This is a genomic window from Streptomyces sp. NBC_00513, assembly GCF_041431415.1.
Lineage (GTDB): Bacteria > Actinomycetota > Actinomycetes > Streptomycetales > Streptomycetaceae > Streptomyces.
Genome location: NZ_CP107845.1, coordinates 1,688,973 through 1,703,464 on the forward strand (window position 1 = coordinate 1,688,973; position 14,492 = coordinate 1,703,464).

The following is a 14,492-nucleotide window of genomic DNA, read 5'->3' on the forward strand; positions in this document are numbered from 1 at the left end:
TCCGGGGTTCCGGGGGTCTGGTGGGTCAGACCAGCGAGGCGTAGAGCCCCGGGCGGCGGTCGCGCAGGTAGGGGTTGGTCTCGCGCGAGGCCCGCAGCAGTTCCGGGTCGGCCTCGCCGAAGACGAGTTCCTCGCCGCGGCCGGCCCGGGTGCGGGTGACCCCGTCGGGGGCGGCCAGGCAGCTGAGGCCGACGAACTCGAACTCGCCCTCGGGGCCGGTGCGGTTGACGTACGCGATGTACATCTGGTTCTCGAAGGCCCGGACGGGGACCAGCTGCTCGGCGACGAACTGGAACGGGTGCATCTGCGCGGTCGGGACGAGGAGGAGGTCCGTGCCGGCCAGCGCGTGCGCGCGGACGTTCTCGGGGAACTCCACGTCGTAGCAGATCAGGATGCCGATGCGGAGGCCGTTCAGGTCCGCCTGGACGACGGGGGTGTCGCCGGGGGTGAAGGCGTCCTGCTCGAAGCAGCCGAAGAGGTGGGTCTTGCGGTGGTTCGCGAGCGCGGTCCCGTCGGGGCCGATGAGCTGCGCGGAGTTGAAGACGGCGTCGCCCGACCGCTCCGGGTAGCCGTACAGGACGGCGATGCCGTGGCGGCGGGCGATGTCGCCGATGGCGACGGCGGACGGGCCGTCGGCCGGTTCGGCGATGCCGGGGATGTCCTGGAGGTCCAGCGCGTAGCCGGTCAGGAACATCTCCGAGGTCACGAGGAGCCCGGCCCCGCCCTGTGCGGCACGTGCCGCGGCCTCGTCGAGCGCCTTCAGGTTCGCGGCGGTGTCGCCGAGCCGTCCGGAGCTCTGGAGGAGGGCGGTGCGCAGCGGGGGCATGGGCGTACCTCTGTGACAGGTGGGGAGGGGGTCATTAGACGGTACGTTCGGGCGTTCGACCGGGACAAGCCGTCACCGTTGCGCTCGGAGTATCGATTCGTTGCGCATTCGGCGGGTCGAGCGGCGATTCGTTGCACGCACCCCCTCCGCCGCCGATTCACTCGCCCGAGCGGAAGGCCGGATGGGCGCGGAGGCGACCCAGGTACGAGCGTACGGACTGCCCCGCCCCGGCCGACGCGGGGTGGTGTCGCAGCGCCACCCACAGGTCCACGTCGGTGACGGTCGGCCGGTCGCCCAGCGCGTACGGGGACCGGGCCAGGCGCTGTTCCAGCAGGGCGAGGGCGGCCGACCACCCGGCCAGGGGCGCGGTGTCGTCCAGGAGTGTCCGGACGGCCTCGGCGAGCGCGGCGGGGGCGGGCGGGGCCAGGTCGGGGCGGCCCGCGAGACCGACGGCCAGGTCGTCGAGGATGTCGGGGGTGTGGTTGCTGACCACGCGGCCGCTCCAGGTGTCGCAGAGCGCGGGAACGGTGAGGGTGCCGTCGTAGTGGTGTCCGGCGGCCTCGTACGCGGCGCGCAGGGCGGCGTGGGAGTCCGGGTCGCCGAGCACGGTGGTGCCCACGCAGTCGGCGAGGCCGAGGAGGCGCAGGGTGGTGGTCACCCGGAGCGAGCGCGGACAGTCGGCGGCGAGGTGGAGGTGGTAGCGGCGGGGGTCGGGCGAGAAGCCGCTGCCGATGCGGCCTCGCAGTGCCGGGGCGGGGGCGGTGCGGGGCAGGGTGATCTGGAGCATGGCTCTCCTCGGTCGTCGGTACCGGGGCCTGCGGGGCCGCGGGGTGGGGCGTCGGTGAGCGGTGCCCGGGCCAGGGGGCCCCGGGGCCGGGCAGGACGAGGCGCGGCGGGTGGGGAAGGGGACGCCGCGGCGCGAGCGGCCCGGCCGTGCCGGGGCACGGGAAGGTGCCCCGGCCGCCGCCCGCACACGTCGGCGCGGGGGCGTGGCGAGACCGCGGGTCGGCGGGGCCTGATCGGCCGGGCCGGGAGGTGGAGAGGGCTTCAGGCGTGCGCGGCGAAGGCGCTGCAGACGCGGAGCAGGTCGATGTGCAGGCGTCGGGTCAGCCACGAGCGGCGCAGGGGACGCGTCCCCGCCTCGGGTGTCCGGGCCATCTCCACCGATCTCGTCCTGTCCTCGGGGCATAAACCCGCCCGTCGCGGGCGCTGACGATCCTGACCGTCCCCCGCAGTCTCACGGCGTCGCGCGAGGCCGTCAAGAAGTCGGTCACGAACCGACGACCCCGCGTATTCGACGGAAGGATCCCCGCACCTCATGTCCCCCGACACGGACACCGCCACACATCCTCTCGACAACCCGGTCTGGGCGGCGCTGAGCGGCCCGCACCGCGACTTCGCGGTGCCCGGTGGGCGCGCCGCCCGCTACCGGACGGACGCGAACCCCTTCGCCGCCCTGGACGACCCGGACGACCCCCGCGCCTGGGAGGACCTCGCGGCGCTCGTGGGTCCCGGCACGGAGGTCTGGTTGACGGGGTTGCCGACGCCGCCCGCCGGCTGGGAGACGGTGTTGGCCGTACCGGGCGTGCAGCTCGACGGCAGCGCGGTGCCCGGCGAGCCGGCGCCCGAGGCGGTGCGGCTGGGGGCGGCCGACGTCCCCGAGATGCTGGAGCTGGTCCGGCTGACCGAGCCGGGGCCCTTCCTGTCGCGCACCGTCGAGCTGGGCACGTACCTCGGGATCCGGCACGAGGGCCGGCTGGTGGCGATGGCCGGGGAGCGGATGCGGCCGCCGGGCTGGACGGAGATCAGCGCGGTGTGCACGCACCCCGAGCACCGGGGGAAGGGCCTGGCGGCGCGGCTGATCCGGGCGGTGGCCGCCGGCATCCGCGAGCGCGGGGACGTTCCCTTCCTGCACGCCGCCGCGAGCAATGTGAACGCCATCCGCCTGTACACGTCGATGGGCTTCGTGCTGCGCCGCGAGCCGGTGTTCATCGGGGTGCGGACCCCGGGCGCCCCGGGCGACGAAAAGAAGGCTTAACACGGGGTTCATTGAGTGAGCGTGTCCGGCGCCTTAGGTTCGGGGTGGGTAGCGATGAACAGGGGGGTGGCGGTGGACACGCAGTGTGCGGGCGCCCATCCCACCCCCCGGCTCGCTCCGACGGGGTCGGTCCGCCGGCACTCCCGGACCCGCGTCGGCGCGCGGCGGGCCTGCGCCCCGCCGCGCCGTTCCTGAGCAACTCCCAGGCGCCCGGCCCCGATCGGGGCCCGGCGACGCCCAACGCCCCTTTCTGAGCGGGGAGTCGGCGTTTCCCCGCGTGCCCGCGCCCCCACCCCGCGGTCCCTCGCGCCGCCCGCTTCGACGGGTGGGCAGGCGGGTCGGGATTCCCTTGCGGGCGGGGATGTTTCAGGGGGCACGGAGCGGTCACACGCGGGGGAACCCACGTACCCCTCGGAAAGGAACTCCCATGACCGACGTCTCCCGCCTGCCGGGTTCCGCCCCCGACAACTGGCAGTGGCAATCCCGGGCGGCGTGCCGGGACCTGGGGTCCGCCCGGTTCTTCCATCCCGCCGGTGAGCGTGGCGAGGACCGCGAGGACCGGGACGAGGCCGCCAAGCGGATCTGCGCCGGATGTCCGGTGCGCACGGCCTGCCTCGAACACGCGCTGCGCACCCGTGAGGCCTTCGGGGTCTGGGGCGGCCTGACCGAGGAGGAGCGGCACGCCCTCCTGGGCGGTCGTCGCGCCCCGGCCCATGTGTAGAAGAGCGTCCGGCCCGCGCGCGAGCGGGACGGGCGGCGACGGGTCGGACGTGTGAATGCGTCCGGCCCGTTTCGCTGCCCCGGTCCGGCACCCCTTGCGGCACCCCCGGCCGGGTGCGGGCCGTGGGTCGGCGAGAGCGGGCGGCGCCGTTGCCGCCGGGATAAAATTGACCGGCTGTGCGCATCGGCCGCGCGATGGCGCATCGGCCGCGTGACGAGGTTCTGTCGACCGGGGGTCCCACGAGAGGAACACCCATGAAGCGACGCTTTCGTCTGACCGTGCTCACCCCGCTGGCGACCGGCGCCCTCGCCGTCGGTTCCCTGGTGATCTCCTCGGGCGGCGCCGGGGCGGCCGCGCCGACGGCCACCTGTTCCACGTCGGCCACCCGGCCGGGCGGAACGGTGTCCGTGTCCGGCAGCGGGTTCGCGCCGGGGCCCGCGGTCCTGTCCTCGCCGACCGCCCAGGGCGGCCGGTTCGAGGTGGGTCCCGACGGCGCCTTCACCCTTCCGAAACGGCAGAGCGGCGCCTACACCGTCTCCCAGGGCGGCCGGGACACCAAGTGCGGTGGCGCCGACGAGGCGGACGCGCACGCCCGGGCGGGCGGCGACCCGTACAAGGCCGGTGTCGTCGCCGGGTGGGACGCGGTCAAGGGGAGCTGCGACGCGACCGCGCCGCCGTCGGCGAACCGGCAGTTCTCGAACGGTTGGACGAAGGGCGCGGCCGTGGCGCGCGAGGCGTACTGCTGAACGCCCCGGTCCGCCGCACGCCCCCGGGCAGCCGAAACGCCCCGGTCCGTGGACCGGGGCGTTTCGGCGGCTACGCGGGTGCGCCGGAGGTGAAGCGGCGCAGCAGCGGGGAGAGGACCAGGACGGATTTGGTGCGTTCCACGAAGGGCTCGCCCGCGATCCGTTCCAGTACGCGTTCGAAGTGCCTCATGTCGGAGGCGAAGACCTGGACGAGGGCGTCCGCGTCACCGGTGACGGTGGACGCGGACACGACCTCGGGGTACCGCTCCAACCCTCGCCGGATGTCGTCCGGCGAGGTGTTGTGGCGACAGTAGATCTCGATGAAGCCCTCGGTCTCCCAGCCCATGGCGGCGGGGTCGACCCGGACGGTGAAGCCGGTGATGGCTCCCTCGGCACGCAGCCGGTCCACGCGCCGTTTGACGGCGGGGGCCGAGAGTCCGACCTCGGAGCCGATGTCCGCGTAGGAACGTCGGGCGTCCTCGGCGAGGGCGTGCACGATGCGTTCGTCGAGATCGTTCAGTCGCACTGCGGGTGGATCACTTCTCTGCTGTGGCCAGTCGGGAGCGGCGAATGCCGTACAGGAAGTAGAACACGAGACCCGCTGCCATCCAGCCACCGAAAACGATCCACGTGACGGTGTCCAGGCTGAACATCATGTAGCCGCAGGCGAGGAAACCGAGGATGGGCGTGATCGGGAAGAGCGCCACCTTGAAGGTGCGCGGCATGTCGGGCTTGGTGCGGCGCAGGATGATGACGGCGACGTTGACCAGGCCGAAGGCGAAGAGGGTGCCGATGCTGGTGGCGTCGGCGAGCTTGCCGAGGGGGATGAAGGACGCGAGGATCCCGCAGAAGAGGGAAACGATCACGACGTTGGCGCGGGGGGCGCCGGTCTTCGGGTTGACCTTGGCGAAGACCTTGGGGACGAGACCGTCGCGGGACATGGCGAAGAGGATGCGGGTCTGGCCGTAGAGCACGGCGAAGACCACGGAGGCGATGGCGACGACGGCGCCCGCGGCGAGGACGACTCCCCAGAAGGTGTGACCGGAGACGTCGGTCATGATCTGCGCCAGGGCGGCCTCGGTGCCCTCGAAGTCCTGCCACGGCATGGCGCCGACGGCGACGAAGGCGACGAGGACGTAGAGCACGGTGACGATGCCCAGCGAGAGCATGATCGCGCGGGGCAGGTCGCGCTTGGGGTCCTTGGCCTCCTCACCCGCGGTGGAGGCGGCGTCGAAGCCGATGTACGAGAAGAACAGCGTGGAGGCGGCGGCGCTGATGCCGGTGATGCCGAGCGGGGCGAGCGGGGTGTAGTTGCCGGCCTTGATGCCCATGAAGCCGATGCCGATGAAGAGCAGCAGCGTGACGATCTTCACGCCCACCATGATCGAGTTGATCCGGGCGCTCTCCTTGGCGCCGCCCATCAGGAAGACCATGGCGAGCAGGACCACGATCAGCGCGGGCAGGTTGATGAAGCCGCCCTCGCCCAGCGGGGCGGATATCGCCTCGGGGATGGTGACGCCGATGGTGCCGTCGAGGAGTTCGTTGAGGTACTCGCCCCAGCCGACGGCGACCGCCGCGACGGACACGCCGTACTCCAGGACCAGGCACCAGCCGCAGACCCAGGCGACGAGCTCGCCCATGGTGGCGTACGAGTAGGAGTACGAGGAGCCGGAGACCGGCACGGATCCGGCCAGCTCCGCGTAGGAGAGCGCGGAGAACAGGGCGGTCAGGCCCGCGATGACGAAGGAGATCGTGACGGCGGGGCCGGCCTTGGGGGCCGCCGTGCCGAGGACGACGAAGATGCCGGTGCCGAGGGTGGCGCCGATGCTGATCATCGTCAGCTGCCACATGGTGAGCGAGCGGCGCAGCGAGCCGCCCTCGCCCTGGCCGCCCTCGGCGACCAGCTGCTCGACCGGCTTGCGGCGCAGCAAAGGATGGGCAGGCTTGCGGGGCTCTGAGGTGAGCGGTGGCGCCTGGCCGGTTTCGAGCACGAGGGGACTCCTTTGACACTGCGGGTGGGGATTCAGGCATCGACCGCAGCGATCCGGAGCAGGAGCAGGCGGGCAGGAGCCAGCCTGGGCATGGGGGACCGCCGAGCAGGCGGTCCACGCCACTCCACGTACAGCGAGTGAGCCTACGAGCTGAGTGATACCGCCCGTAATGCACCATCCTTGCACATTGGCGCACGATCGTTGCGCGGATCTGTCCTGGATGGTCCTTTGTTGCGCGCGGACGATCGATCACTGCGCGACCCCCCTCCAGGCCTCCCCGACGACGCTTCCTTGACACTTCGTCAGATCTGCCGCACGGTGCCGCCAGGACGGTGCCGCCGCCCTCACGGGTGTTCCCGCACGTGACGGGGCAGACGGGGGTGGTCGACCGCGGGGTCGGCGCGCGAGGTTCCCGTACCCGACGATCGGAGGCGAACGAGTGAGCGTGGCGAGACCACTGACGGCGGACGACGGGTGGTTGGGCCCCGGGCCCTTCCTGCGCGGTGTCGCCTGGCTGGACGAGGGTCGGCCCGTGCGCGCCGACCCGGCGGACACCATGCGGCTGCCCTGGGACACCGGCGAGCGGGCCGCCCTGCCCATCGGGGTGCGGTTGGAGTTCACCACCGAGTCGGCGCACGCGCTGGAGATCCGCTACCGGGCGACCGTGCCCGGCCCCACCGACGCGCTGCGCGACCTCGCGCACGGCTTCGCGCTGTGGAACCGGCACGGCATGCTCACCGAGGTCTTCACCGAGCCGGCCGCGGAGGCCGTCGTACGCGTCGGCATCACCGGCGGGCGCGGACCGTACACCGTCCATCCGCCCGAGGCCCAGTCCCCCGTGATCCTCGGGGTGCGCGGCATCGGCGGCCCGATCTCGCCCGCCCCGACGACCCCGCGCTGGGTGGTGCACGGCGACTCGATCACCGAGGGCTGGTGGTCCACCCGCCCCGCGCACGGCTGGCCCGCCGTCGCCGGCCGGTCGCTGGGCTGGGACACCGTCAACCTCGGCTACGCGGGCGCCGCGTGCGGGGAACTCGCCACCGCCGAACAGCTCGCGGGGCTTCCCGCCGACGTGCTCACCCTGGCCTTCGGCACCAACTGCTGGTCCCGGGCGCCCTTCACCCCGGCGATGCTGTACGAGACCACGCGCGCCTTCCTCGACCTGGTCCGGCAGGGCCACCCGAGCACCCCGCTGCTGCTCCTGTCCCCCGTACTGCGCCCCGACGCCGAGCGCACGCCGAACAAACTGGGCGCCACCCTGGGCGCCCTGCGCGACGCCATGGAGCGCGCCACCCGCGAACGGATGGCCGCTGGGGACGCCCGACTGGCGCTGCTGCCCGGGCGGGACCTGCTGGGACCCGAGCACCTCGCGGACGGACTGCACCCGAACGACAACGGACACCAGGTTCTCGGCCTCGCTGTGTGCACGGCTCTGCGGCGGTCCGGGTTCGACGCGGGATAGGTGAAAGACGACACACCTCTCGCGCTGAACGGTTCGCTCCCCCGACGACGTGTCCTGCACAAGTTGCCGACGATCCGGCGACGGACTCGGCAGTCATCACACGTGGGAGAGATCAAGATGGGCTTCAAGCGCGGAACCACCCTGGCCGTCGTCGCAGTCGCAGTCGCCCTTTCGGCCACGGCCTGCGGCGGAGCCGACAAGGCGGGCGGCAACACCCAGCCGGCCGGGGCCGTGGCTCCCGCGGCCGACCCCTACGGCGCCGGCGCCGGCGCGGACCCCGCGGCCGCCGCCGAGGCCAAGCCCGCCGGTCAACTGACCGTCGCCGAGAACGACAAGCTCGGCTCCGTGCTCACCGACGGCGCCGGCTTCACCCTGTACCGCTTCGACAAGGACACCCCGAAGCCGCCGAAGTCGAACTGCGAGGGCGCCTGCGCGAACACGTGGCCGATCGTCCCCGCCGGGGACGTCACGGCCGCCGCGGGCGTGGACCCGGCGCTGCTGGGCGAGGTGGAGCGCGCCGACGGCAGCAAGCAACTGACGGTGGCGGGCTGGCCGATGTACCGGTACAGCAAGGACACCAAGGCCGGTGAGACCAACGGCCAGGGCGTCGGCGGCACGTGGTTCGCCTCCGCCCCCGACGGCAAGAAGGCGGCCAAGGGGGCCGCGGCGGCGCCCGCCCCCGCCGCTCCGGAAGGCGCGGGCGAGGCGGCCGGCGCGCTGACCATCGCCAAGGACCCGAAGCTCGGCGAGCACATCGTCGACGGCAACGGCATGACCGTCTACCGGTTCAAGAAGGACAGCGCCTGGCCCATGAAGTCCAACTGCGAGGGCGCCTGCGCGGAGAAGTGGCCGGCGGTCGCCCCGGTCGACAAGGCCAACGCCAAGGGCATCATCGAGAAGGGCTACACGGTCCTGAACCGCCCCGACGGCAAGAAGCAGCAGTCGATCGACTGCTGGCCCATCTACACCTTCAGCGGTGACAAGAAGGCCGGCGACACCAACGGCCAGGGCGTCGGCGGCACCTGGTACGCCGTCTCCCCCCAGGGCAAGCTCATCACCATCGCCAAGTAGGCACCACGGACCATCCTGAACGCGCGACCCCCGCCCCCTCCCCCCGGCGGGGGTCGCGCCCCGTTCCGCCCCGGCGGAGCGGAACCTAGACTCGCCCCATGCTGCGCGCACTGGCCGTCGACGACGAGAGACCCCTGCTGGAGGAACTCCTCTACCTGCTGCGCTCCGACCCGAGGGTGCGCAGCGCCGAGGGCGCCTCGGACGCCACCGAGGCACTGCGCCGGATCACCCGGGCGCTGGAGAGCGGCCCGGACGGCCCGGACGGCATCGACGTGGTCTTCCTCGACATCCACATGGCCGGGCTGACCGGCCTGGACATCGCCCGACTGCTCGCCGGGTTCGCGCGACCGCCGCTGATCGTGTTCGTCACCGCCCACGAGGGCTTCGCCGTCCAGGCCTTCGACCTCAAGGCGGTCGACTACGTGCTGAAGCCGGTGCGTCCCGAGCGGCTGGCCGAGGCCGTCCGCCGGGTCGGCGCCCAGCTCGGCCGGGCGCAGGAGCCGCCTGCGGCGGACCTCCCGACCCCCGCGACCGGGACGGACGGCGCCGCGCCGCCGGTGGCGGCGCCTGGGGCGGGCCGCACACCGCCGGAGGTCGTCGTGGCCGACCGCGCGCCGGACCAGATCGCCGTCGAACTGGGCGGGGTCACCCGCTTCGTGGCGATCTCCGACATCGTCCACGTGGAGGCCCAGGGCGACTACGCCCGCCTGCACACCGACGAGGGCAGCCACCTGGTGCGGATCCCGCTGTCCACGCTGGAGGAACGCTGGGCTGCCCGCGGCTTCGTCCGGATCCATCGCCGGCACCTGGTGGCGCTGCGCCGGATCGACGAACTGCGCCTGGACGGCGGCGCCACGACCGTCCGGGTCGGCTCGGCGGAACTCCAGGTCAGTCGACGCCACGCACGCGAACTCCGCGACCTCCTGATGCGCCAGGCCACCGGCTGACCTCCGGACCGCCGACCGTCCGGCGCGCCGTTCGTCGCGCCGGGGAGGGCGTACGGCGATGCCCGGGGCCCGTCGGTCGCACCGGTCGCCTCGGCGGCCCCCGCGCCGGCCGGCCGCGCGTATCGTGGATCTTCCGGCGTGGGAGGAGCAGCGGTTGTCCGAGATCGAGGCGCTGTTGGACACGCTGACCGGACTGCCCCGGACCCGGCCCGCCGGGCCGGCCGAGGCCGAGGTCCTGCTGGCGCGGCTGCGCAGCGCGGCCGCCCGTTGGGCGGACCTGTTGTACGAGGCCCACGACGGCACCCGCCGGCAGTTGCCGCCGCGCGCGGAGGCCGCCCTGATGCAGGCCTTCCGGCGCGCGGAGGAGTCGTACGTGGAGCTGGAGATCGCCCTGCGCGACTGCGCGGACCACCGCGACCCGGCCCACTGAAGGCCCCCTCCCGGTGCACCCCGACCCGCGCCGCACGGGGAGGGCGCCGACGCGGCGGTGCGCATCCCTCGCGGAGGTGCCGGAACGCGCCTGTTCGCCGGTGCGGGGCGCTGCATAGACTCCGAAAGTCCCCGCCGCCCACCGCATCTCCCCGTCGAAGGACCGCCCGGTGAACCAGACGTACGCGCTGACCGCGGTCACCGTCGTCGTCCTGGTCACGGTGCTCGTCGGCGCGCTGGGCCTGCGGATATCCCGGACCACCTCCGATTTCTACGTCGCCTCCCGCACCGTGGGTCCCCGCCTGAACGCGGCGGCCATCAGCGGGGAGTACCTCTCCGCCGCCTCGTTCCTCGGCATCGCGGGGCTGGTGCTGCTCCAGGGGCCGCGGATGCTCTGGTATCCGGTCGGCTACACCGCCGGTTACCTGGTGTTGCTCGTGCTGGTGGCGGCCCCGTTGCGGCGCTCGGGGGCGTACACGCTGCCCGACTTCGCCGAGGCCCGGTTGGAGTCGCAGGTGGTGCGGCGGATCGCCGTGCTGTTCGTTCTCGGGGTCGGCTGGCTCTACCTGCTGCCCCAGTTGCAGGGTGCCGGGCTGACGCTGGAGATCCTCACCGGGGCGCCGACCTGGGTCGGCGGGCTGGTCGTGGCCGGTGTGGTGACGGCGGCGGTGGGGGCCGGCGGGATGCGCAGCATCACCTTCGTCCAGGCGTTCCAGTACTGGCTCAAACTCACCGCCCTGCTGGTGCCGGCCTTCTTCCTGATCGCTGCCTGGGCCGGGGACGGGGCCCCGCGCGCGGGCTTCGACGCGCCGGCGGTCTTCCGTGAGCACACCGCCGTGACGGTGGGCGAGGATCTGCGGATCGCGTTGGACGAGCCGTTGGCCGTGACGGTGACCGGTCGGGTGGACGGGCGCGCCGTCGAGGGCGAGTCGCTGGTCCTGGCCGCCGGGCAGCACTCGGTACGGTCCGGCACCCGACTGGAGTTCGCGCCGGACAGCCGGGTGCCCGACGCCCGCGCGGAGTCCGGCCCGGGCCCCGCCGGCTGGTCGGAGCCGCTGTCCGGGGAGCGGCGGGGACAGCAGCTGTACGCCACGTACGGGCTGATCCTGGCGACCTTCCTCGGCACGATGGGCCTGCCGCACGTCGCGGTGCGGTTCTACACCAGCCCGGACGGGCGCACCGCCCGGCGCACCACCCTGGTGGTGCTGGGGCTGGTCGGGGTCTTCTACCTGCTGCCGCCGGTCTACGGGACCCTGGGCCGGATCTACACGCCCGAGCTGGCGTTGACGGGCGACGCCGACGCCGCGGTGCTGGTGCTGCCGGCGCGGATGGTGGGCGGGCTGCCCGGCGAGCTGCTGGGGGCGTTGTTGGCCGGGGGCGCGTTCGCGGCGTTCCTGTCGACGGCCTCGGGGCTGACCATGGCGGTGGCCGGGGTGCTGCACCAGGACGTGCTGCCCAGGCGCGGGGTGCGCAGCTTCCGGCTCGCGGTGGTGGTCGCGATGCTGGTGCCGCTGGTGGGCGCGGTGGCGGCGACGGCGGTACCGGTGGCGGACGCGGTGGGCCTGGCTTTCGCGGTGTCCGCGTCCTCCTTCTGCCCCCTGTTGGTACTGGGCATCTGGTGGCGCGGGCTGACCCCGCCGGGGGCGGTGGCCGGGCTGATCGCCGGGGGCGGGGCGGCGCTGGGCGCGGTGGTCGCGACCCGCGGCGGGTTGGCGGCGCCGGGCTGGGCGCACACCCTGCTGGCCTGGCCGGCGGTGTGGTCGGTGCCGCTGGGCTTCCTGACGATGGTGGTGGTGTCGCTGGGTACGAGGTCCCGGATCCCGGCGGGTACCGCGGCGACGCTGGCCCGGCTGCACCTGCCGGAGGACGTGGCCGGGCACCGGGCCGGGGACGCGCGGTGACGGGCACCCTGGGCGCGGTGGCGCTCGCGGCTCCGGCCCTGGCGGGCGCGGCGCTGCTGCTGGCGTCGGGTTGGGCCGGGGGGCGGTGGCACGCGCGGCGCGGTGACCGGGCGTCGGGGCTCGACCTCGGCACTCCCGTCGAGCGGGCCACCTTCCACACGCTGCACACCGCTTCGCTGGCCGCTCCCCCGCTGCGGGCCGGCCTGACCGAGGACGCCGCCCGAAAGGCCGCGAGGCGGCTGCGGTCGCTGCTCGGCACGGAGGCGCTGTGTCTGACCGACCGGGAGGCGGTGTTGGCCTGGGACGGTCCGGGCGCCGATCACCACGAGCGGCGGGCGATGGCCCGGGTGACGGCGATGCTGGAGTCGGGGCGGAGCGTGAGCCTGCGCACCGACTGCCGGCAGCCGGGTTGTCCGCTGAAGTGGGCGGTGTTCGCTCCGCTGACCGGCGAGGACGGGATGTCGGGCGCGCTCGTCGCGTACGGCTCGCGGGAGTCCGCGGTGCTGGTGCGGGCCGCGACGGAGGTCGCGCGCTGGGTTTCGGTCCAGCTGGAGCTGTCGGAGCTGGACCGGTCGCGCACCCGGCTGATGGAGGCGGAGATCAAGGCGTTGCGGGCGCAGATCTCCCCGCACTTCATCTTCAACTCCCTGGCCGCCATCGCCTCGTTCGTCCGGACCGATCCGGAGCGCGCGCGGGACCTGCTGCTGGAGTTCGCGGACTTCACCCGCTACTCGTTCCGTCGGCACGGCGACTTCACCACGCTGGCCGAGGAGTTGCGTTCCATCGAGCAGTACCTGGCCCTGGCGGGGGCCCGGTTCGGCGACCGGTTGAAGGTGACGCTGCGGGTGGCTCCGGAGGTGCTGCCGGTGGCGCTGCCCTTCCTGTGTCTGCAACCGCTGGTGGAGAACGCGGTCAAGCACGGGCTGGAGGACTCCACCGAGGAGTGTCGGATCACCATCGCGGCCCGGGACGAGGGCTCGGAGGCCGTACTGACCATCGAGGACAACGGGGTCGGGATGGATCCGGCGCTGCTGCGGCGCATCCTGGCCGGGGAGCGGACCGGCTCCTCCTCGGGCGTCGGCCTGCCCAACGTCGACGAGCGGATGCGGCAGGTGTACGGGGACGAGTACGGGCTCGTCATCGAGACCGGCGTGGGCGCCGGCATGAAGATCACCGTGCGGATCCCCAAGTACCGGGCGGGTGTGCACTCGTCGGCGCCCGGTGAACCCGGTCCGCCGCCGGGCCGGCACCGGCACTGACCCGCCTCCGGCGGCTCCGACTCGGGCGCGGCGCGACCGTCAGAGGGCGGCGCGTACCGCGTCGAGGATCTCCCGGGCGCCCTCGTCGATCAATTCACCGGCCAGGGCGGCGCCGATCTTCTCGGGCGCGTCCGCGGGTCCGGTGAGGGTTCCCGACACCCTGCGGCGGCCGTCGAGGGAGGTGACCTGGGCGTGGAGGGTGAGGGTGCCGTCGGGTGCGGTGCGCGCGTGGGCTCCCACGGGAACGCTGCACCCGCCGTGCAGTTCCGCGAGCAGGGCGCGCTCCGCGCGCACCTGGGCCTCGGTGTCGGGGTCGCCGACGATGGAGAGGATCTCGCGCAGCGCGTCGGACTCCTCGCGGACCTGGATGCCGAGCGCGCCTTGTCCGGGCGACGGGGGAAAGTCCCGGAGCGGGAGGAACTCCCCCACGGCGTCGGCCAGTCCGAGCCGGTGCAGACCGGCGGCCGCGAGGACCACCGCGTCGAGCCCCTCCGTCTGGATCTTGCGGAGCCTCGGCGGCACGTTCCCTCGGATCGGTACGACGTCGAGGTCGGGTCGGACGGCGAGGAGTTGGGCCTTGCGCCGGGCGGACCCGGTGCCCACGCGGGCCCCCTCGCGCAGTCCGGCGAGCGTGGATCCGCAGAGCGCGTCGCGCACGTCCTCGCGGACCGGTGGCGCGAGCAGTGTCAGGCCGGCCGGGTTCTCGGTGGGCAGGTCCTTGAGCGAGTGCACGACGACGTCCACGTCGCCGCGGACGAGCGCCGCCTCCTGTTCGCTGCTGAACGCCGAGCCGCCGCTGACGGCCGAGACATCGGCCAGGAGCGAGCGACGGTCCCGGTCCCCGCCTTCGAGGATCACCCGGTGGGTGAACGCCACGTCGGGGAACCGTTCGCGCAGCGGGGCGAGGAACTCGCGGACCTGGGTCCTGGCCAGATTGCTCGCGCGCGAGCCGACGAGATACGTGGTCACAGAAGAGCCTCTCGGATCCTGACGGGGTGTCACCAGGCTACGAGGGGCGGGGCGGTGGTGATGCAGACAGCCGGTCGGGAAGGTCACAGCGACTCCCGTCGCCCCGGGCCGCACGGACGCCCGCGGCCCCGG

At 73.6% G+C, this 14,492-nt stretch carries 14 protein-coding genes; 9 read left to right on the forward strand and 5 right to left on the reverse strand.

All coding sequences use genetic code 11. The features are described 5' to 3' along the window. Nucleotides 1-25: 25 nt before the first annotated feature. Both OHA84_RS07980 and OHA84_RS07985 read right to left on the reverse strand, forming a co-directional pair. The gene (locus OHA84_RS07980) at nt 26-826 is read right to left on the reverse strand and encodes a carbon-nitrogen hydrolase family protein (RefSeq protein WP_053676326.1); all 801 of its coding nucleotides are present in this window, start codon (nt 824-826) and stop codon (nt 26-28) included. 157 nt (nt 827-983) lie between these two features. Next, entirely contained in the window at nt 984-1,613 is a 630-nt protein-coding gene (locus OHA84_RS07985) for a glutathione S-transferase C-terminal domain-containing protein (RefSeq protein ID WP_266972422.1), read from the reverse strand. A 531-nt stretch (nt 1,614-2,144) separates the two neighbouring features. Here OHA84_RS07985 and OHA84_RS07990 point away from each other — a divergent pair. The 3 genes from OHA84_RS07990 (at nt 2,145) to OHA84_RS08000 (ending at nt 4,331) form a co-directional block, all read left to right on the forward strand. Then, on the forward strand, nt 2,145-2,864 hold the full coding sequence (locus OHA84_RS07990; RefSeq protein WP_053676569.1) for a GNAT family N-acetyltransferase: 720 nt from the start codon (nt 2,145-2,147) through the stop codon (nt 2,862-2,864). 427 nt (nt 2,865-3,291) lie between these two features. After that, on the forward strand, nt 3,292-3,585 hold the full coding sequence (locus OHA84_RS07995) for a WhiB family transcriptional regulator (protein WP_053676570.1): 294 nt from the start codon (nt 3,292-3,294) through the stop codon (nt 3,583-3,585). Between the two features lie 254 nt (nt 3,586-3,839). After that, entirely contained in the window at nt 3,840-4,331 is a 492-nt protein-coding gene (locus OHA84_RS08000) for a hypothetical protein (protein WP_266972419.1), read from the forward strand. Nucleotides 4,332-4,401: 70 nt separating this feature from the next. Here OHA84_RS08000 and OHA84_RS08005 read toward each other — a convergent pair whose 3' ends face one another. Both OHA84_RS08005 and OHA84_RS08010 read right to left on the reverse strand, forming a co-directional pair. Next, nucleotides 4,402-4,857 (reverse strand): Lrp/AsnC family transcriptional regulator, encoded by a 456-nt coding sequence (locus tag OHA84_RS08005; protein ID WP_007262967.1) that lies wholly within the window; start codon nt 4,855-4,857, stop codon nt 4,402-4,404. Nucleotides 4,858-4,867: 10 nt separating this feature from the next. Continuing rightward, nucleotides 4,868-6,322 carry an amino acid permease gene (locus tag OHA84_RS08010; protein WP_053676572.1) on the reverse strand — a complete coding sequence of 485 codons (1,455 nt, stop codon included), beginning with the start codon at nt 6,320-6,322 and terminating at the stop codon, nt 4,868-4,870. A gap of 445 nt (nt 6,323-6,767) precedes the next feature. Here OHA84_RS08010 and OHA84_RS08015 point away from each other — a divergent pair, with 445 nt between their 5' ends. The 6 genes from OHA84_RS08015 to OHA84_RS08040 all read left to right on the forward strand — a co-directional run bounded on the left by OHA84_RS08015 (nt 6,768) and on the right by OHA84_RS08040 (nt 13,391). Further along, nucleotides 6,768-7,784 (forward strand): GDSL-type esterase/lipase family protein, encoded by a 1,017-nt coding sequence (locus tag OHA84_RS08015; RefSeq protein WP_266972417.1) that lies wholly within the window; start codon nt 6,768-6,770, stop codon nt 7,782-7,784. A 117-nt stretch (nt 7,785-7,901) separates the two neighbouring features. Then, nucleotides 7,902-8,855 (forward strand): SCO0930 family lipoprotein, encoded by a 954-nt coding sequence (locus tag OHA84_RS08020; RefSeq protein ID WP_266974114.1) that lies wholly within the window; start codon nt 7,902-7,904, stop codon nt 8,853-8,855. 98 nt (nt 8,856-8,953) lie between these two features. After that, the gene (locus OHA84_RS08025) at nt 8,954-9,802 is read left to right on the forward strand and encodes a LytTR family DNA-binding domain-containing protein (RefSeq protein WP_266972415.1); all 849 of its coding nucleotides are present in this window, start codon (nt 8,954-8,956) and stop codon (nt 9,800-9,802) included. A gap of 154 nt (nt 9,803-9,956) precedes the next feature. Continuing rightward, nucleotides 9,957-10,232: a hypothetical protein gene (locus OHA84_RS08030; RefSeq protein WP_266951481.1), complete on the forward strand. Its 276-nt coding sequence runs from the start codon at nt 9,957-9,959 to the stop codon at nt 10,230-10,232. 169 nt (nt 10,233-10,401) lie between these two features. Next, a complete protein-coding gene (locus OHA84_RS08035; protein WP_053676575.1) occupies nt 10,402-12,132 on the forward strand; it encodes a cation acetate symporter in 1,731 nt (576 codons plus the stop codon). Next, nucleotides 12,129-13,391 carry a sensor histidine kinase gene (locus tag OHA84_RS08040; RefSeq protein ID WP_053676576.1) on the forward strand — a complete coding sequence of 421 codons (1,263 nt, stop codon included), beginning with the start codon at nt 12,129-12,131 and terminating at the stop codon, nt 13,389-13,391. The genes OHA84_RS08035 and OHA84_RS08040 overlap by 4 nt, the downstream gene beginning before the upstream one ends. A 39-nt stretch (nt 13,392-13,430) precedes the next feature. On the opposite strand, the gene hemC is transcribed toward OHA84_RS08040, so the two are convergent. Next, complete coding sequence (gene hemC, locus OHA84_RS08045; protein ID WP_266972412.1) at nt 13,431-14,360, reverse strand: hydroxymethylbilane synthase; 930 nt, start codon at nt 14,358-14,360, stop codon at nt 13,431-13,433. Nucleotides 14,361-14,492: the final 132 nt, after the last annotated feature.